The sequence below is a fragment of the Geobacter sp. genome (genome assembly GCF_027327745.1).
In the GTDB taxonomy this organism is placed as follows: Bacteria; Desulfobacterota; Desulfuromonadia; order Geobacterales; family Geobacteraceae; genus Geobacter.
The window spans coordinates 1-18,857 of record NZ_DAHVYG010000046.1 but is presented as its reverse complement, the minus strand read 5'-3'; the positions used below and the strand labels follow the sequence as shown (position 1 = coordinate 18,857).

Annotated in this window: 14 protein-coding genes; 9 read left to right on the top strand and 5 right to left on the bottom strand. The window is 65.6% G+C overall.

The window, feature by feature from the left end:
- Positions 1-55: 55 nt before the first annotated feature.
- Together M6689_RS09390 and M6689_RS09385 are read right to left on the bottom strand one after the other, a co-directional pair.
- Complete coding sequence (locus M6689_RS09390; RefSeq protein ID WP_298270670.1) at positions 56-4,387, bottom strand: GLUG motif-containing protein; 4,332 nt, start codon at positions 4,385-4,387, stop codon at positions 56-58.
- Positions 4,388-4,429: 42 nt separating this feature from the next.
- Positions 4,430-6,127, bottom strand: coding sequence for a ShlB/FhaC/HecB family hemolysin secretion/activation protein (locus M6689_RS09385; protein WP_298270667.1), 1,698 nt, complete (start codon positions 6,125-6,127; stop codon positions 4,430-4,432).
- Between the two features lie 255 nt (positions 6,128-6,382).
- Here M6689_RS09385 and rdgC point away from each other — a divergent pair, with 255 nt between their 5' ends.
- Together rdgC and M6689_RS09375 are read left to right on the top strand one after the other, a co-directional pair.
- On the top strand, positions 6,383-7,546 hold the full coding sequence (gene rdgC / locus M6689_RS09380) for a recombination-associated protein RdgC (RefSeq protein ID WP_298270665.1): 1,164 nt from the start codon (positions 6,383-6,385) through the stop codon (positions 7,544-7,546).
- A gap of 143 nt (positions 7,547-7,689) precedes the next feature.
- Positions 7,690-8,772 (top strand): hypothetical protein, encoded by a 1,083-nt coding sequence (locus tag M6689_RS09375; RefSeq protein WP_298270663.1) that lies wholly within the window; start codon positions 7,690-7,692, stop codon positions 8,770-8,772.
- 3 nt (positions 8,773-8,775) lie between these two features.
- Here the strand turns inward: M6689_RS09375 and M6689_RS09370 are convergent, their stop codons facing one another.
- Positions 8,776-9,870, bottom strand: a complete 1,095-nt coding sequence (locus M6689_RS09370; protein WP_298270661.1) for an MBL fold metallo-hydrolase — start codon at positions 9,868-9,870, stop codon at positions 8,776-8,778.
- A 117-nt stretch (positions 9,871-9,987) separates the two neighbouring features.
- On the bottom strand, positions 9,988-10,965 hold the full coding sequence (hemB, locus tag M6689_RS09365; protein ID WP_298270703.1) for a porphobilinogen synthase: 978 nt from the start codon (positions 10,963-10,965) through the stop codon (positions 9,988-9,990).
- A 225-nt stretch (positions 10,966-11,190) separates the two neighbouring features.
- On the opposite strand from hemB, the gene M6689_RS09360 reads away from it, so the two are divergent.
- On the top strand, positions 11,191-11,640 hold the full coding sequence (locus M6689_RS09360; RefSeq protein WP_298270659.1) for a DoxX family protein: 450 nt from the start codon (positions 11,191-11,193) through the stop codon (positions 11,638-11,640).
- Between the two features lie 153 nt (positions 11,641-11,793).
- Here the strand turns inward: M6689_RS09360 and M6689_RS09355 are convergent, their stop codons facing one another.
- A complete protein-coding gene (locus M6689_RS09355; protein ID WP_298270657.1) occupies positions 11,794-12,492 on the bottom strand; it encodes a PilZ domain-containing protein in 699 nt (232 codons plus the stop codon).
- A gap of 154 nt (positions 12,493-12,646) precedes the next feature.
- Here M6689_RS09355 and M6689_RS09350 point away from each other — a divergent pair, with 154 nt between their 5' ends.
- The 6 genes from M6689_RS09350 to M6689_RS09325 form a co-directional block, all read left to right on the top strand.
- Entirely contained in the window at positions 12,647-14,230 is a 1,584-nt protein-coding gene (locus M6689_RS09350) for a peptide chain release factor 3 (protein WP_298270655.1), read from the top strand.
- Positions 14,231-14,359: 129 nt separating this feature from the next.
- The gene (gene larB / locus M6689_RS09345) at positions 14,360-15,109 is read left to right on the top strand and encodes a nickel pincer cofactor biosynthesis protein LarB (RefSeq protein WP_298270652.1); all 750 of its coding nucleotides are present in this window, start codon (positions 14,360-14,362) and stop codon (positions 15,107-15,109) included.
- A gap of 7 nt (positions 15,110-15,116) precedes the next feature.
- The gene (gene larC, locus M6689_RS09340; RefSeq protein WP_298270648.1) at positions 15,117-16,289 is read left to right on the top strand and encodes a nickel pincer cofactor biosynthesis protein LarC; all 1,173 of its coding nucleotides are present in this window, start codon (positions 15,117-15,119) and stop codon (positions 16,287-16,289) included.
- Entirely contained in the window at positions 16,286-16,735 is a 450-nt protein-coding gene (locus M6689_RS09335; protein WP_298270645.1) for a phosphatidylglycerophosphatase A, read from the top strand. Before larC ends, M6689_RS09335 begins: the two co-directional genes overlap by 4 nt.
- The gene (locus tag M6689_RS09330) at positions 16,732-17,973 is read left to right on the top strand and encodes a competence/damage-inducible protein A (RefSeq protein ID WP_298270643.1); all 1,242 of its coding nucleotides are present in this window, start codon (positions 16,732-16,734) and stop codon (positions 17,971-17,973) included. Before M6689_RS09335 ends, M6689_RS09330 begins: the two co-directional genes overlap by 4 nt.
- Positions 17,967-18,857: PAS domain S-box protein (locus M6689_RS09325; protein ID WP_298270640.1), on the top strand; the 891-nt coding region annotated here is incomplete at its 3' end. The genes M6689_RS09330 and M6689_RS09325, both read left to right, overlap by 7 nt.

Genomic DNA, 18,857 nt, shown 5'->3' with positions numbered 1-18,857 from the left:
ACCGTGGCCGCCCTATTTTGAAACATGGAGCTGACAACTTCAATAGTCTTTATGATTACTTATCCTGCTTCGTAATCGCCACAGTCCAGCTTTGCTCTCCAACGGTCACGATAATCGTGCACGGCAGGGAACCTGCAGGAACATCGCTGGCAAAAAAGGTATTCGATTCCGGATTGTAGCGAAGCCACCCCGGCAATGACTCGCCGTTGGCCAGGGAGGCATTTGCCGCAGCGGAGGTCGTAGCTGCCAGCTCCTGAGCCTGTTCCGGCAGCTGGAAACTGAAAGCCGAGCCTGGTTGTGCCATGCTGTCCGGCACCGTTACGGCTATCATGCCGGAACTCTGCGATGTGGACGGGCTGACAACGGTTACGCTGAGGGCGTCTACGCCGCCGGAAATGCCGGTGGATGTATCGCTGTCAGTCGGTGTCGTGCCGTTCGTCTGCTCTATCAGCGGCGCGGGGGGCTGCGGAACTGACGGAGGCGCGCCCTGCTCCGCAACTGCCGGCGGGGTTGGTGCCGGTTGCTGAATGGGCTCATCTGTAACCGTGGACACGGCAGGCGCGGCGGAGACGGTAAGCGCTCCATCGTTATAGGTAATGGTGTAGTTGTCCGCGTTGAAGGTGCCGCCGGTTGCATTGGACGCCGTTATTGCGTAAGGGCTTCCCGCTGCGCTTGCGGAGGCCGCAGCGCCGGCACTGTCCAGGGTGACGCTGCCGATGGTTTCGCCGTTCTGCAGGCCGCTGGAGGTAAATTCGGTCCCGGTGAATGTCACGGCCTGGCCGTAGCTCTTGGTGGCGTCGGCGGCGGTGACGGTGAGCGGGGCCGGGGTAACGGTCAGCGCCCCGCTGTTGTAGGTGATGGTGTAGTTGTTGGCGTCGAAGGTGCCGTCGCTGGCGCCGCTGGCCGAAATAACATAGGGGGTGGCGCTGACGCCGGCCGTGGCGGTGGTGCCGGCGCTGGCCAGGGTGACGCTGCCGATGGTTTCGCCGTTCTGCAGGCCGCTGGAGGTGAATGCCGAGAGGGTCGGGGTCTGGCCGTAGGTTTTCGTCGCATCGCTTGCGGTGACGGTGAGCGCCGCCGGGGTGATCGTCAGGCTGCTGTCGCCGCTGACCGTGATGTCGTAGCCTTGTTGATCGGAGTAGGGCGACGGGGAGTAGGTGCCGGCGTTGATGAAGCTGGCGTAAGGCGCGGTGTGACCCCGGAGATGTCCCGACACGGGGGCGGTCGGATCCGAGTAGGTGGCGTTGAGGTCGCCCGTATACGCCGTGCCGTCGTAGGTCTTGGTGACGGGGGTGGCGGTGATGGTGAGCGGGGTGAGGAAGCCGCGCAGAAGCGGGTAGGTGTTGCCGTCGTAAATGCGCCAGGTCGCGAAGGTGCCACCGGCATCGTCAATGTCCCAGCTGGCGTCTGTGAACGTGGTCAGGGTTTTCAGTTCGGTCGTCGTCCTGCCGGCGCCCAAGCCGTTATCCAGGACGGGGTCGGCATTGACCGTCCTGTCCCAGAAAGAGGCGGTGATGACAGATGAGCCGGAGCCGTCGCCCACAAGGCCTCCGGCGTAAATGCTCCCTGTAACCCGCCCCGTGGACAGTGAGTTGATAATGCCGATGCCGTTATCGTAGCCTACCAGGCCGCCGACATAGCTGTTGCCGGTTACCGGCCCGGAAGCATAGCTGTTGTCAATACTGGAGCTGTTATTGTAACCCACCAGGCCGCCGACATTTTGGCCGGTGCCGGCATCAGCCGCCACCTCGCCGGAGGCGTACGAACCACTGATGTCGCTGTTGGCGTTGTTCCCGACCAGCCCGCCGACATTGGAACTGGAGGCGCCGGCCGTAACGTTTCCGGTGGCGGAGGAATTGGTGATTGCTCCAAAAGCATTGTTCCCCACCAATCCGCCGATACTGTCGCTGTTGACAGCTGTTGTCACGATGCCGGCAGCATGGGAGTCGATGACGGAGACGCCATAGTTATACCCCACAAGTCCGCCGACACCGGAGCTGTAATCACCTGCATGCACCGCTCCGGTGGCATAGGAGTTGTTGAGAGTACTCCCCGAGCCTGGTCCGCCATACGCGTACAGATAGCCCACAAGCCCGCCGATATTCTGGTTGTTGGGGTTTGCATCGGCCCATACGTCACCAGTGGCGTGTGAATCGGCGATATTGATTGCGCTGCCCATAATGGAGCCGACCAAGCCCCCGACGTAGCTGTTGCCTGTGACCTGGCCATTGGCATGGCTGTTGGAAATGGTGGTCCCGTAGCCCTTAATGTACCCCACCAGGCCGCCGACGCTGTTTCCACCCGTGACGTCGCCGAGGGCGTATGAGTCCAGGATGGTGCTGCCATAGCCATACCCCATCAAGCCGCCAATGCCGTTTGAATAATTGCCGGCGGCGACATTGACACTTGCATGGGAGTTGGTAATGCTGCTGCCACCATAGTCGTAGCCCACCAGTCCACCGACATCGGTTGAATAATCTCCGCCGTTGACGCTGCCGGCCATGACATAGGAATTCACAATGGTGGTGCCGTATCCGTAGCCCACCAGACCTCCTACTTTGCCAGAGCCGGTTATGTCGACGCTGGTCAGGCCGACGTTGCGCAACACAGATCCCCCGCCGGCGTAGCCGAACAGCCCCTGGTTGTCCGAGGAAGGACGATTGATGGTGAGGTTGCTGATGGTGTGGCCGAGGCCGTCGAAGGTGCCGGTGAACGCGTATCCACTGGAGCCGATCGGCATGAAACCTTCCCCGTAGTTCCAGCCGGAAGTGGCCGCTGCATCAATGTTGCTCCCCAAGGCAAAATAACCGGAAGAATTGCCGCCATAAGCCATGCCCTGCAACGTACCGGCGCCGGTCGACTCATCCCCTTCGTTGCCGAGGTCGGTGATAACCGTATAAGGGGTATTGTTGATGGTCAGGAAGCCCGTTCCGGAGCGGGGGGTCACCCCATCAGCCTGGAAGAAATCCACCCTCCCCTTGAAGGTGCCGTCCGGGTTGAAGCCGACATTGACCTTGCCGCTGCCCGGTTCAAGATCGAGACTGGCGGTATCATTTGCCGTCATCACGGCGTTGATGTTGATGTCGTTGCCGGCCGTAAGGGTCAGTGTGTTGGTGTTCCAGGTGATCGGAGAGGCAACGGTGATGTTGCCGGCGGCACCTCCGGCTATCCCGGAGTTTGTTGTCGTGACCTCCACGTTGCCGCTTGCAAGGGCTGTCTCCAATGTCGTCACGGCGATGGATGTCGTCCACCATCCCGACCCGGGGCTACAGACGCCGGCCGTGCAGCTTATCGCGGAAGTGGTGTCGGCAATAGTCACATCGGCCGGGTCGAGCAGCCAGGTGCCGTTCTTGCCGTTGGCAGCTTTCGTGGTGATCCTGGCACCAGCTCCGATCTCCACCCGGCCGCCGGAGGTTTCCACGAAGCCGCCGTCGCCGCCGTCGGGGGCGCTGGCGTCGAGGGTGCCGCCGACGGCGGTTGTGCCGCTTTGCATGTCGGAGAGGAGGAGGATCCTTCCCTCCCTGTTCGCCAGGGCCCGGGCCTCGATCGCGCCGCTGTTGTTGACCACGGCGTCGGCCAGGGCGTCCGCCGCCTTGGCGGTCATGACCACCAGGCCGCCATCGGCCTTGATCAGCCCCTTGTTCTCGGCCAGGGCATCCACCGCCCCCTGGTCGACGGTGTAGGTGATCAGGCCGTCACCCGTGAAATCCACACTGACCCGGTTGCCGGCGATCAGGGCCGCACTGCCGTTATCGGCGGTGATGGTCCCTTCGTTGGCTACCTTGGGGGCGATCAGGGCGACGATGCCGCCGTTGGCGCTGATGTTGCCTTGGTTGAGGATCGAGCCGGCATTGCCGGCGTTGCTGAAGGTGTACCGGCCGGCAAGGAAGTCGCTGTCGAGCATGTTGAGGGAGGAAGCCACCAGCCCGCCGACATCCACTTTGGCGCCCTGGCCGAATACGATGCCGGCCGGGTTGAGGAGGAAGACCCTGCCGTTGGCGCTGAGGCTTCCCAGGATCTGGGTCGGGTTCTGGTCCTGAATCCGGTTCAGTGCCGTGGCACTGCTGTTCGGCTGGTTGAATCTGACCCCGGCGTTCTGGCCGATGTTGAAGCTGTCCCAGTTGGCGATCAGCTGCTGGCTGGACTGGTTGATGGTCATCTGGCTGCCGCTGGTGGTGATGGCGCCGCTGCCAGCCGTTATCCTGCCGCCGCCGGGGAGTGCCCCGGGATCAAGGGCGAAGGCTCCCCCCCCTGCCGCCAGCAGGGCCGCCAGGGTTAGCGCACCGACCGTTGCCGACGGAACGGCCCCCTTGGCGGCGACCTTCTCGGAAACAACGACCCATTTCTCTTTGGCTCTGGACCAGATCAGACGGTAGATCTTGTTCATGGGGTACTCCTTTAGGCGCTCACTCCATGGTGTTCGTTTTGACTAGAAAAACAACATCCCCTGCAGCCAGAAGCGGTTGTCGTCGCTGCGGCCGTCGGCGTCCTGGCCGCTGGGGCTTTTCCCCTGGTTGTCGCCTATGGTGTGGGCCCAGGTGGCTTTGAGGCTGGTCCGGCCGCTGTAGGCGTAAGTGAGGCCGAGGCCGGCACCTTGCAGCCAGTAATCGTTCTTGTTGGAGATGGTGGTGATGGAGTTGGGCCAGGTCTCTTTGTGGAGCCTGACCCAGCCGGCATCGTAGAAGCCGTTCAGCTGGAGCAGTCCGATGCTGGCGGAGAGCGGGAGGTCGTAGCGCAGGTCGACGTTGAAGAGGTGCCCTTCGTCGCCGGCCGCTTCGCCGACCGGATAGGCGCGGATGCCGTAGGGGCCCCCCAGGTAGAATTTTTCGCTGGTGTCGAGGTTGTCGAGGCTGAGCTGGGCGCTGTATGAGAGATTGAGGGTGGTCCGCTCGGCCAGCCGCTGCAGTCTTGCCAGGCCGAAGTTGAATCGGGTGTAGCGTCCCTCGGTTTTGGTGATGGCTATGTCGGCGATTTTCTCGTTCATGCTGCCGGTGGTGACGCCGGCGTTCCAGGTGGTGTAGCCGCCACCGAGCAAGGTGTCGTAGCTGTCGCCGATGAAGCTGATGGTGCCGCTGTGAAGCGTTTTGTCCCGGGTGTCGACATCACTGACGCTATCGAGCAGCTTTTTGAATTCGTAGCCGATGGAGGTGGTGACATTTGCCGTGCGGCTGCGCAGGATGGGGTAGCTGAGGCCGGCATCAACGGTATGGCTGTCCCCTTCCTGCTTGAGCCCTGCCGTTTCGCCTTCGACAATCTCGTAATGCATGCCGGTGTAGGTGAGGTTCCCCCTGAGACCGTTGGCGGCCAGCGGGAAGAGATAGCCGGCCCGTCCCTGGGTGAGCCCTTCGGCGCCGGTCATCAGCAGGGAGAGTTGGTCTCCGTACCTTAAGGGGTCATTGATATTGAGCAGGCCGTTGCCGCGCCAGGCACCGGTGTAGCGGTTGCCCTGGTTGTCGCCCCAGATGGCGCCGGAGAGGAGCGGTCCTTCGCTGATGTCGAACTGGACGGAGGTCGTGCCGGGGGCGCTCCCCCGGGTCAGGGATGCTCTGGCGGCGACGCCGGGGAGGTCGTTGATGAGGAGCGCGGAGCGTTCGAGGCACTGTTCGTTGATGGGCTCGCCGTGGCGGACGGACTGGTGCGCGATGCCGCGGATGCTCTCTTCGCTGATGCGGGCGCTCTTGTCGCGCCTGATGATGAGGCCGTCGCTTTTGCCCTGGATGACGGCGATCTCGATGATGCCGCTGGTGACGTCCTGTTTGGGAAGGTAGGCTTTGGCCAGAAACCATCCTTTCCCCTTGAGGTATGCGGTGACTTTTGCTGCAAGGTTCTGCAGTTCGCCGAAGCTGAGGCTTTTGCCGGCGGCGTCGGCCACAAGGGCCTGCAGCTCGCTCTCTGTCGCCAGTCCCCCTGTGCCGCTGAAGGTGAAACCTTTGACCGCTACGCGGACGCCGCTGTCGACCAGGGGCGGGCGCTCTTTTTCTGCTTCGGGGGTCGGGAGCTGCCGGGGTATCTGCCGCTGGGGCTGCTGCTCGCGCAGGAGCTGGCCGGCATCGGGAGGCGCCGCCCGGGCGGCAGAAACAGCAATCAGGAGCGGGAGGAACAGGACACCAGCAGAAAAGGGTTTCATGTCAACGTTACCTCCGGGGTATGGGTGGGAGGGATTGAGATAATCCTTGATCCGTGCCGCTTCAGCTCCCCTCGATCTGTAGCGTTGCCAGGAAGCATTCGCCTTGTAGAGAGTATTATCGGCAAGCTGCGGCAAAACTTCAGTTTTTTTCATTCGTCGGTTGCAGAAGCGCTCCGGGATAAAGTGCTTGCGCTCGACACCGGAAACGGTGTATCTACTGTTCCCTTTTCAACGAATCAGCCAAGGAGTCTTCACATGGGTATCCTCTCCAACACCACCGCTCTCTGCCAGTTCCGGGTCGCGGGGGACCTCCCCGCCGGCGATCTCTACCCCTGGATCGCAGAAAATCTCGCCAAGCAGGCGTTCGAGCCGATCGACCACGGTGCCGCCGAGCAGTCGACGGGGTGGGTCCACCTGGACGACCACCGGCAGATGAGCTTCGACGTCCCGGCCGCCTTCTGGCGCGACCACTACGCCGTCTTCACCCTGCGCCGGGACCAGCGCAAACTCCCGGCTGCCCTCCTCAAGGCCTACCTTCAGGTGGCCGAGCACGAGTACCTCTCCGCCAATCCCGGCCTCAACCGGGTGCCGAAGCAGAAGCGCGAGGAGCTGAAGGAGGCGGTGCGGGCCAACCTCCTCGCCAAGACCCTGCCGGTCCCCTCCGCCTGGGACGCGGTCTGGGACACCCGCACCGGCATCGTCAGCTTCACCTCCCTCTCGGCCCCGATCATCGAGCTCTTCGAGACCCAGTTCAAGAAGACCTTCGAGGGGGCGCGCCTGGTGGCGATCCACCCTTACGCCCGGGCCGAGGCGCTGGTCGGCGCTGAGCTGAAGCCCTCCCTGGAGCGGGCCAATCTCGCCACCTCCGAGGCGGCCATCGATCTCATCCGGAGCAACCAGTGGCTCGGCTGGGACTTCCTCCTCTGGCTCCTCCACCGGACCATGACCGAGTCGTCCGAATACCGGGTGAACCAGGCCGGGCCGGCCCTGGCCGACGACCGCTTCGTCGCCTATCTCAACGACCGGCTGGTCCTGATGAGCGCCGGCGAGGCGGGGACCCAGAAGATCACCGTCGCCGGTCCCCAGGACCACTTCCGCGAGGCCCGCACCGCCCTTGCCAACGGCAAGCGGATCACCGAGGCGACCCTCTACCTGGAGAAGGATGAGCACCTCTGGAAGATGACCCTCAAGGGGGAGCTCTTCCATTTCGCCTCCCTCAAGGCGCCGAAGGTGACCGTCGAAAAGGGGGAGACGGTGGACGAGCGGAGTGAACGGGAAGCGGCGTTCTACGAGCGGATGTTCGTCCTGGACGAGGGCTTGCAGCTCTTCGACTCCCTCTTCGCCACCTTCCTGGAGCTTCGCCTCGGCAGCGGCTGGGGGAGCGAACTCACCCGGATCGAGGGGTGGCTGGAGGAATAATTGCCGGGCGACCCAAAGTTACCCATTCCCTTTTGCCTCAAAAAAATGGTACTAATCAGACATGGTTCTGCGCGCCGCAGGGTCCCTCCCTGCGGCTTCTTGTTTACCAGACGATTTCCTTTTTCACGGAGTTTTTTCACGATATGCACCGACCTCTTTCGACCTTCCCGCGGCGCCGCGGTGCCGCGCTGCTGGCTATTCTTGCGTTCCCCCTCGCCTTGGCGGGATGCGCCGACAACAAGCCCCCCCGCCCCGCCACCACGACTCCCGTCCAGGCGCCGGTCACCACGGTGACCCGCCTCCCCCAGGCTTCCACCCCGGCGACGGCGGCCTTTGCCCCGGTGACCAGCGCCCGGCCGAAGGTGAAGTACAAGGCGGGGGAGGACCCCGATTTCGCCGAGCGGTGCGGGTGGCCGGTGAAGTGCCCGGAGCCGCTGCCGGGGGCGATCCTGCCGCGGAAGCGGATCGTGGCCTACTACGGCAACCCGCAGTCGAAGCGGATGGGGGTTTTGGGAGAGTTCCCGAAGGACGAGATGCTGCGGCGGCTGAAGGGGGAGGTGGCCCGGTGGGAGAAGGCGGACCCGGGCCATCCGGTGCAGCCGGCCCTCCACCTGATCGCGGTGGTGGCCCAGGGAACGCCGGGTAAGGCCGGGAAGTACCGGATGGTCATGCCGGACGAGATCGTGAGCCAGGTCTACGGCTGGGCCCGGGAAGCGAACGCCCTCCTCTTCATCGACATCCAGACCGGCCATGACGACATCCGGACCATCCTCCCCCGCTTCGAGTGGCTCCTGAAGAACCCTGACGTGCATCTCGGGATCGACCCCGAGTTCAACCTGATCAAGAGCGGAAAGGTGCCGGGAACCAAGATCGGCACCTACGACGCGGCGGACGTGAACTACGTCTCCGGCTACCTGCGGGATCTGGTGCGGAAGTACCACCTTCCCCCCAAGGTGCTGACGGTGCACCGCTTCACGAGGAACGGGGTGACGAACGCCCGGAGCATCGTCCTGCGCCCCGAGGTGCAGATCGTCATGAACATGGACGGCTGGGGCGCCCCGTGGCTGAAGCGCGACTCCTACAAGGATTACGTGGTGGCCGAGCCGGTGCAGTACACCGGGTTCAAGCTCTTCTACCACAACGACACCAAGAAGGGGGACCCGCTCCTGACCCCCCAGGGTGTGCTCCGGCTGCACCCGAAGCCGCTTTACATCCAGTATCAGTAGGGGTCATGCTCCCCCGAGCCGGGGAAATTCCGCCGGCAGGAGCGGCCGGGGGGTAAGGTGTTCGGGAAGGCGGATGAGCCGGGTTTCCGGCGGAAGGGCCAGTTCCTCGTAGAGGAGGTGGCCCTTCGTGTTGTAGCTCTTGGAGAGGTGCATCGGCAGAAGGTATGCCGGCCGCAGCTCCCGGGCCAGGGCGGAGACGTCCGTCGTGCAGAGGTGGTGGGAGTTGCGGGCCTTGGCCACGTCGGCCGCCAGGAACGAGCATTCGCAGGCGAGAAGCGTCACCCCGCCGAGGCGGCGGCGCACCGTCGCCAGATTTTCCCCGCTGGCGCCGATGTCGGTGAGGTAGCCGATGCTGGCCGGTTCCTGATCGCGCCGGATCGCCTCGAAGAGCCCGCGCCCCTCGAAGACGCGCCACGCTTCGCTCCCGTCTGCCGTGCGGACCGGGGCAGCGATCTCCTTCCCGTCCAATCCCCCCCGGTAGAACCGGTGCTTCAGCTCCCGCAGCCATTCTCCCGCCACCAGTCCCGCCGCGGCCACCTTTTCCCCGTCGATCCAGAAGCTGGGACGCTCGGAGACCCGGAAGACAAGGGTGGGGATGGCGTGGTGATCGCAGAGCTCGGCCTCCACCGTGAGGAAATCGTTGCGCCAGATCTCGGCCCCGTGCCGTTTCCGCTCCCCGGCCGGGTGGCGCGGAAACCCCTCGGAGCCGGGGAAGGTAAAGCTCAGGATGCGATCGGGATGGACCTCGTGGACCCGGAAGGTGCACCAGTACGATTCGGTCAGGTTCCAGTCGTAGCCGGCGAGCTTCGCCGCCACCTTGCGGGCGATTCCCGGCGGGCCGAAGAGCTCCACCGCCCGGGGAGAGACGTGGATGTGGCGGACCAGGGCGTCGAACCCCATGAAGTGGTCCATGTGGGCGTGGGTAACGAAGAGCGCGTCGAGGGACTTCAGGACCCGCTTCGCCAGGTGGTGGATCTGGCCGCAGTCGACGAGGATCGCCCGCCCCAGGGGGCGGATGTTCACGAGAAGAATCGGGTCGTCCAGGAGCCCGGCGCAGAAGGTCGGTTCCAGGTAACGGAAGGGGAGGCGTCGTGTCATGGTGGTGCCTCGCGGGATTAATTCGTGAGTCCGGGAAGCCCGTCTACGCTTGGAGAGCGGATACGAAAAAAGGCCCGCCATCCGGCAGGCCTTTTAAGTGTAGCACAAAAGCGGCGGCTACCCCCGCTTGAGCAGCCGTGCCGCCTCCACGGCATGGTAGGTGAGGATCAGATCCGCCCCGGCCCGCTTGAAGGAGAGGAGGGTCTCCATGATGACCCGCTCTTCGTCGATCCAGCCGTTGCGGGCTGCGGCCTTGACCATGCTGTACTCGCCGGAGACGTTGTAGACCGCCACGGGGAGGTCGAACTCCTCCCGGAGGTCCCGGACGATGTCCAGGTAGGGGAGCCCCGGCTTCACCATGATGATGTCGGCCCCTTCCTCCACGTCCATGCGGGTCTCGCGAATCGCCTCCCGGCGGTTCCCCGGATCCATCTGGTAGGAGCGGCGGTCGCCGAACTGGGGGGTCGATTCGGCCGCCTCCCGGAACGGGCCGTAGTACCCCGAGGCGTACTTGGCGGCGTAGCTCATGACCGGGATATGCTTGAAGCCGTTGTTGTCCAGGGCCTCGCGGATCGCCATGACCCGGCCGTCCATCATGTCGGAGGGGGCCACCATGTCGGCCCCGGCCCGGGCGTGGGAGAGGGCTTCCTTCGCCAGGAGCTCCAGGGTCTCGTCGTTGTCCACGTCACCATCCTTGATGATGCCGCAGTGGCCGTGGTCGGTGTACTCGCACATGCAGACGTCGGTGATGACGGCGAGCCCCGGCACCTGTTTCTTCAGGGCCCGGATGGTCTCCTGGATGATGCCGTGCTCGGCGTAGGCGTCGCTCCCCACGGCGTCCTTCGTCTCGGGGATGCCGAAGAGGATCACCGCCGGGACGCCGAGTTCGTGGGCCTCCTGGGCCTCCTCGACGATATGCTCGATGGACTGCTGGTAGATCCCCGGCATGGAGGATATCTCTTTCCTGATCCCTTGGCCTGCGGCGGAGAACATGGGGTAGATCAGGTCGTTGACGGAGAGGGAGGTCTCGCGGACCATCCGGCGGAAGACCTCTTTGCCCCGGATTCTGCGGGCCCTGAAGGTGGGGTAGAACATGGCGGTGACGCTCCTTGGGGTGGAATGGAGGGCGCAGCCGCGGGCTGCGCTGCAACGATTCATGATACCTCAATCGGCGGCGGAAGCTCAAACCATTTTGCAACGGGGAGAGGGGGCGACCGGGGGGATCATCGTTTCTGTTGCGAACGGCCGGCTCTTGTGGCAAGAATAGCAGCGGCCGGGCGGGGAGATGCCGCTTCGGCACGCACATTTTCGGAGGTTTCCATGGCCAGGACCAACTGGGGCGCCGCGGCCGACTCCCTGGCGCTGCTCGCGCTGCGGATACCGCTTGGCGCCATCTTCATCGCCCACGGTTCCCAGAAGCTCCTCGGCGCCTTCGGCGGCCACGGGCTCACCGCCACGTTCAGGACGTTCGAGGAAAAACTCGGCATCCCGCCGATCTTCACCCTGCTGGCCATCATCGCCGAGTTCGGCGGGGGCGTCGGGGTCCTCTGCGGCTTCCTGACCCGCCTCTCGGGGTTCGGGATCGCCGCGGTCATGACGGTCGCCATCTACAGGGTCCACTGGGCGAATGGCTTCTTCCTCAACGCTGCTTGTGTCCCGGGGCGGGGACACGGCATCGAGTTCCCCCTGGCGCTCCTCGGAATGGCCCTGGCGCTGATGTTCTCCGGCGGCGGCGCATGGTCGGTGGACCGTTACCTCTTCAGGCGGTGACTTTTCGCATTTAATTCCACCGCTGTCCCATCGCGTCCGGATGTGCGCCAGATTTGGTCGTGACGACCGAGCATGACCGCAGGCGTAGCCGCGCTACGTCGAGGATCGTGCGACCGGGGAGCGGCCGAAGATGGCGTGCGGGCGGACGCGAGCCTAGAAAATGGAATCCTTCAGCTCCCTGATGATCTCTACCTGCCGCTGGAAGATGTACTGGGAGATCGCCTTCTCGGTCCGGGGATCGGGGCGAGTCTCGCAGATGGCGAGGGACCTGCCCCCGGTCTGGATGACGCGGAGAAGCCTGGCCGGGATCTCGAAGGGACCGCCGGGGATCGCCAGCCGCACCGACCCCTCCAGGCCGTTTTCCGGCGGATTGGGGATGTCGCCGGCGATGGCGACCCCGCCGATGGAGATGTCGTTGAGGGTGCCGGCCAGCGTCACCTCCGGGGCGGAGAAGGTCCCCTCGACCCGCTCCTTCACCTCCACCCGCACGAACTGGCGCCGCTCGGCCCGCACCACGGCGTAGGCGAACTTGGTGACGATCGCCACGCACTTGTCGACGTTGACGTAGCTGACGGCCGCCAGCACGTCCTGCGGGAAGTGGCTGCTCTTGAGGAAGGTCTGCTTCTCGATGTGCATGACCACCGCCTGCTGCTGGTTGACCGAGAGCTCCACCGCGTCCCGCTCGATGGTTTCCACCTTGGCGCCGTAGTTGACCGGGATCGACTGGTAGTAGTTCAGGAGCCGCAGGTCGTTGGCAAGGGTCCCCTTCCCGATGGCGGCGAGGATTTCGAGGATCTGCCGGCTGTCCTCCTGGGGACCGGCGATGGGGGCAAGGTGGTAGAAGTCGTTCATGGGATCGTCCTTGAGGGGCGGTGAGTTTGTCCGGGCGTTCTTTTGGTTGTATTGGCCCGCCGCTTTCGTGTATAGTCAATCGTGGCGAAGATATCCTCTTCGCCTTTCGTTTGTCCAGCGTTTTTGAATACTTGAAACAAGTATGGAGCAGATCTTGAAGAAACATTACGAACAGGAAATCGACCGCCGGCGCACCTTCGCCATCATCAGCCACCCCGACGCCGGGAAGACCACCATCACCGAGAAGCTGCTGCTCTTCGGCGGCGCCATCCAGCAGGCCGGCGAGGTCCGGGCACGGAAGGCGGCGCGCCACGCCACCTCGGACTGGATGGAGATGGAGAAGCAGCGCGGCATCTCTGTCACCTCCTCGGTCATGAAGTTCACCTACCGGGAGTACGAGGTGAACCTCCTGGACACCCCCGGCCACAACGACTTCTCCGAGGATACCTACCGGGTCCTGACCGCCGTCGACTCGGCCCTCATGGTGATCGACTCGGTGAAGGGGGTGGAGAGCCAGACCATCAAGCTCCTCGACGTCTGCCGCCTGCGGCACACCCCGATCATGACCTTCGTCAACAAGCTCGACCGCGAAGGGCGGGATCCCTTTGAACTTATCGACGAGATCGAGAAAGTCTTGAGGATCCAGTGCGCCCCCATGACCTGGCCCATCGGGATGGGAAAGCGCTTCCGCGGTACCTACCACCTCTACACGAAGGAGCTGGTCATCTTCGACGCCGAGGCGGACCGGGGGACCGGCGCCGTCGTCTCCCTCTCCGGCCTCGACGACCCGCGCCTCGACGAGCTCCTCGGCTCCCAGGCCGGCGAGCTGAGGGGCGACATAGAGCTCCTGGAGGGGGCGGCCCACCCCTTCGAGGAGGAGGCGTACCTGGCCGGCCTCCAGACCCCGGTCTTCTTCGGGAGTGCCATCAACACCTTCGGCGTCCAGCAGCTCCTCGACACCTTCGTTGACCACGCCCCGGCCCCCCTCCCCCGGGAGGCCCTTTCCCGCACCGTCTCCCCCTACGAGGAGCCCTTCTCCGCCTTCGCCTTCAAGATCCAGGCGAACATGGACCCGGCCCACCGCGACCGGATCGCCTTCTTCCGGATCTGCTCCGGCAGGTTCACCCGGGGGATGAAGGTGCGCCACGTCCGGATCGGGCGCGACGTCGCCATCGCCAACGCCACCATCTTCATGGCCCAGGACCGCACCCACGTGGACGAGGCGTTTCCCGGCGACATCATCGGCATCCACAACCACGGCACCATCAAGATCGGCGACACCTTCACCCAGGGGGAGGAGCTGAAGTTCACCGGCATCCCGAACTTTGCCCCTGAGCACTTCCGGAAGGTGCGCCTCCTGGACCCCCTGAAGTCCAAGGCCCTGGAGAAGGGGCTCACCCAGCTGGCCGAGGAGGGGACCACCCAGGTCTTCCGGCCGCTCATGGGGGCCGACTGGATCGTGGGCGCCGTGGGACTTCTCCAGTTCGACGTGGTCATGCACCGGCTGGAGCACGAGTACAACGTGAAGGCGACCTACGAGCCGGCTTCTTACGCCACGGCCCGCTGGGTGACCGGCGAGAAGAAAAAGCTCGACGAGTTCCAGAAGAAGGAAGTCATGAGCTGCTACATCGACGGCGAGGGGAACCTGGCCTACCTGGCCGGCTCCCAGTGGCGCCTCGACAACACCATGGAGAACTGGAAGGAGCTCACCTTCCACGCCACCCGGGAGCACAGCTGACCCTTTCGTCCCGCATCGGCGGGGGGCCGTTCGCGTCCCCCGCTTTCCCCTCCCTTCGATTCTCCCCTTTCTTACTCCTGCAAATAATGATATTTCTGCTAAAATAATGTGATAATCCGATGGTGCCCCATGGAACCCAACGAACTGAGAACCCTTCTCCGCGATTTCCGAAACGGCCTCCTCGACGAGGAGGAGGCGCTGGAGCGCCTGCGCCACCTCCCCTTCGAGGATGTGGGTGACGCCATGGTCGACCACCACCGCTCGCTCCGCCAGGGGTTCCCCGAGGTGATCTTCGGCGAGAGCAAGAGCGTCGGCCAGATCGAGCGGATCATGGCCTCCCTGGCGGCGAAGGGAAACAACATCCTCGTCACCCGCATCGACGAGGCGAAGGCCCTGGCGGTCCGGGAGGCATTCCCCCGGGCACTCCACCACGCCGAGGCCCGCTGCCTCACCCTGGAGCAGAAGCCGATCGAGTCCCGGGGACGGGGGACGGTCCTCGTCGTCTCCGCCGGCACCTCCGACCTCCCGGTGGCGTCGGAGGCCCTGGTAACCCTCCGGATGCTCGGCAACGACGCCGAGCACCTCTACGACGTGGGGGTAGCGGGGATCCACCGCCTCCTCGCCCGCCGCGAAACCCTCTTTGCGGCGCGGGTGGTGATCGTGGTGGCGGGGATGGAGGGGGCGCTCCCGTCGGTGGTGGGGGGGCTTGTGGACCGGCCGGTGATCGCCGTTCCGACCTCCGTCGGCTACGGCGCCTCCTTCGGCGGGATTGCGGCGCTCCTCGGGATGCTCAATTCCTGCGCCGCCGGCGTCACGGTGGTGAACATCGACAACGGCTTCGGCGCCGCCGTGGCGGCGAGCATGATCAACCGGGAATAGCTCTGCGATGAAGATACTCTATTTCGACTGCTTTGCCGGGGTTGCCGGCGATATGACCGTGGCGGCCCTCCTGGATCTGGGGGTCCCCTTCCAGGTGGTGCAGGAGGCCGTCGCCGCCCTGCCGCTCCCCCATTCGAGTTACTCCCTGGCCGCGGAAAAGACGAGCCGCAAGGGGATCGCCGCCACCCGCTTCGTGGTCCGCGTGGAGGAGCACCAGCCCCACCGGCATTACGCCGGCATCGCCGCCATGATCGAGGAGAGCCCCCTGGCCCCCGGGGTGAAGGAGAAGGCCCAGCGGGTCTTCTTCCGCCTCGCCGAGGCGGAGGCGAAGGTCCACGGGGTCGAGATCGGCCGGGTCCACTTCCACGAGGTGGGGGGGGTGGACTCCATCGCCGACATCGTCGCCGCCGCTGCCGCCATCGATTACCTGGGGGTCGACGCCATCCATGCCTCCCCCCTTCCCCTCGGAAGCGGCTTCGTGGAGAGCGCCCACGGCCTCCTCCCGGTGCCGGCCCCCGCCACGGCGGAGCTTCTGCGGGGGATCCCGGTCCACGGCGCGACGGGGGAGGGAGAGCGGGTCACCCCCACCGGCGCGGCGATCGTGGCGGCCCTTGCCACCGGTTTCGGTCCGGCCCCGGCCATGACCGTCGCGGGTACGGGATGCGGTGCCGGGAGCCGGGACTTCGACGACCTCCCCAACATCCTGCGGGTCTTCCTCGGCGAGAGCGGGGCGGGGCTTGACCGCGACGAGGTCCAGGTGATCGAGACCCACATCGACGACATGAACCCCGAGGTGCTCGGCTACGTGCTGGAGCGCCTGCTTGATGAAGGGGCCCTCGATGCCGCCTTCTCGCCGCTGCAGATGAAGAAGAGCCGTCCCGGCGTCCGGCTCACCGTCGTCGCCCCCCCGGAGCGGCTCGAAGGGCTCGCGGGGCTGATCCTGCGGGAGACCACGGCCATCGGTGTCCGCACCTACCCCGCCCGGCGCTTCAAGCTCCGGCGGGAGATCGAGGAGCGCCAGACCTCCCTTGGCCCGGTGCGGGTGAAGCTCCTTCGCGACGGCGAGGCCCTCGTCCGGGTCGCCCCCGAGTACGAGGAGTGTCGCCGGATCGCCGCGGAGCGGGGGATGCCGCTGGTGGAGGTCTACCGGATCGTCGAGCGGGAGACCGCCCCGCGATGAGAGCGTTTGTCACCTGTGCGGCCACCTGGTTCGGCACCGGCCTCTCCCCCGTCGCCCCGGGGACGGTGGGGACCCTGGGCGCGATCCCCCTCTATGTCGCCCTGGCGCGCCTTCCCCTGCCGCTCTACCTGGCTACCACCGTGGCGTTCATCTTCCTCGCCGCCTGGGTTTCGGGGCGGGCGGAGGAGATCTACGGCGCCAGGGACCCCGGACGGATCGTCATCGACGAGGTGGCGGGGTACCTAGTCACCATGGCGGCGGCGCCGTTCAGCTGGCAGAGCGTTCTCCTCGGTTTTTTTCTCTTCCGTTTCTTCGACGTGGTGAAGGTCCCGCCGGCCCGCTACTTCGACCGGAAGGTGAAGAATGGCTGGGGGGTCGTCCTTGACGACGTGGCCGCCGGGGTGTATGCATGGGCGGCACTCCACCTGATCCTGAGGCTGATGTGAGAATCGCGACTCTCTCCATCGGCGACGAGCTCCTCTTCGGCGAGGTGACCGACACCAACGCCGCGTGGATCGCGGGGCGCCTCTACGGCGCGGGTGTGCCGGTGCGGCGGCACCTGACGGTGGGGGACGACGAGGACGAGATCGCCGTGGCCCTGGAGGGGCTGGCGGCGGAGCACGACGCGGTCGTCGCCACCGGGGGGCTCGGTCCCACCGACGATGACGTCACCGCCCGCGGGGCGGCCCGGGCCACGGAGCGGCGCCTCGTCCTGAACGAGGAGGCCCTGGTGCGGCTGCGGGAGTTCTTCGTCCGGCGCGGCAGGGAGATGCACCCGGCCAACGAGCGGCAGTGCCTTCTGCCGGCCAAGGCGGGGATCGTCCCGAACCCCGTCGGCACCGCCAGCGGCTTTCACCTCGTCCACGGCGGCGCGCTCCTCGTCTTTCTCCCCGGCGTTCCCGCCGAGATGATGCGGATGTTCGAGGAGTCGGTCCTGCCGCTTCTGCTCTCCCGGCGGACGGAGCGGCGGAGCGTCCGGACCCTGGTCCTGTCGGTCTTCGGCCTCTCCGAGGCGGAGATCGGCGCGCGGCTCACCGGCATCGACCGCTCGCGGCCCGGGCTCACCGTCGCCTACTGCGTGAACTACCCGCTGGTGGAGGTGAAGCTGCGGGGGGAGGGGGAGAGCGACCCGGCGGTGGACGGGCTCCTCGCCGCCGCGGCGCCTTTGATCCGGGAGCGTCTGGCCGGCTTCATCGTGGCGGAAGGGGATGAGACCATCGACACCGCGGTGGCCCGGCTCTTCCGGGAGAAGGGGATGACCCTGGCCCTCGCCGAGTCGTGCACCGGCGGCCTCATCGCCAAGCGGATCACGGATCTGGCCGGCAGCTCCGCCTACTTCCTCCTCGGCGCGGTCACCTACGCCAACGGGGCGAAGACGCGGCTTCTGGAGGTCCCCGGGGAGCTCCTGGCGGAAAAGGGGGCGGTGAGCGCCGAGGTGGCCCGGGCCATGGCCCGGGGGGCACGGCGGCTCGCCGGGAGCGACGTGGCGCTGGCGGTCACCGGCATCGCCGGCCCCGACGGGGGGAGCCCCGAAAAGCCGGTGGGGACGGTCTTCTTCGCCCTTGCCGACCGTGCCGGCTGCACGGTCAAACAGTACCGCTTCTCGGGTGACCGGGGAAAAATCAGGACAATCACGGCGGTCACGGCCATGGATTGGCTCAGAAGGTGGCTTCTGTCATGCTGAGAGAATTCATCACGCGTCCTTCGCCCCCCTCCCCCGAGGGAGGGAGGGGCGATAGCGGCAGGAATGCCGCGTCACGGCGCCTCCCCCTCGCTGTCGTCTGGGTCTGCGCCCTTCTCCTCGTGGGGGTGCTGGCCGCCGTCTTCGTCGTCTACCGCCACGACTCCCCCATCATCGATCTCCTCGGCCTCGTGACGCTCCTGCTCGTCACCTGCTTCGGCTTCATGGTGTTCAGCTACCGCCGGGGGAAGAACGAGGAGGAGGCGGCCCACCTCGCCGAGCTGATGGAGGTGGAGCGGCAGCTCGACAAGACGGCCCGCCGCTACCGCAGCCTTCTGGAGGGGGCCGGCGTCGCCATCTTCGTCTTCAACGCCGACACCGGCATCCTGGTGGAGGTGAACCGGCGGGGGATCGAGCTCCTCGGCTACTCCCCGGAGGAGATGGCAATCCTGCGGGGAAAGGACCTGATCCCCGAGGAGGAGCAGGAGCGATTCAACTCCCTCGTCATGCGGGTGGCCCGCAGGGGACGGGGGCGGCTCGACCGCATCACCTTCCGCCGCAAGAGCGGCGAGTGCTTCTTCGGCGAGGCGGACGCCCGGCTCATCGACCTGGGGGACGAGCGGCTCGTCCATGCCACCGTCCGGGATATCACCTTCAAGTACCGGGCGGAGCGGGAGATCCGCCAGCGCAACCGCGAGCTCTCCACCCTGATCCGCATCATCAGCCATGCCAACCGGGAGCGGGAGCTGAAAACGGTGCTCGACGTCACCCTGCGGGAGACGGTGGGGGTTTTCGGGGCGGCCGGCGGGGGGATCCATCTGCGGCAGGAGGAGGGGAGACTCAAGCCTGCCGCCACGCTGAACATCCCTGCCGAGTTGGCCGTTCTC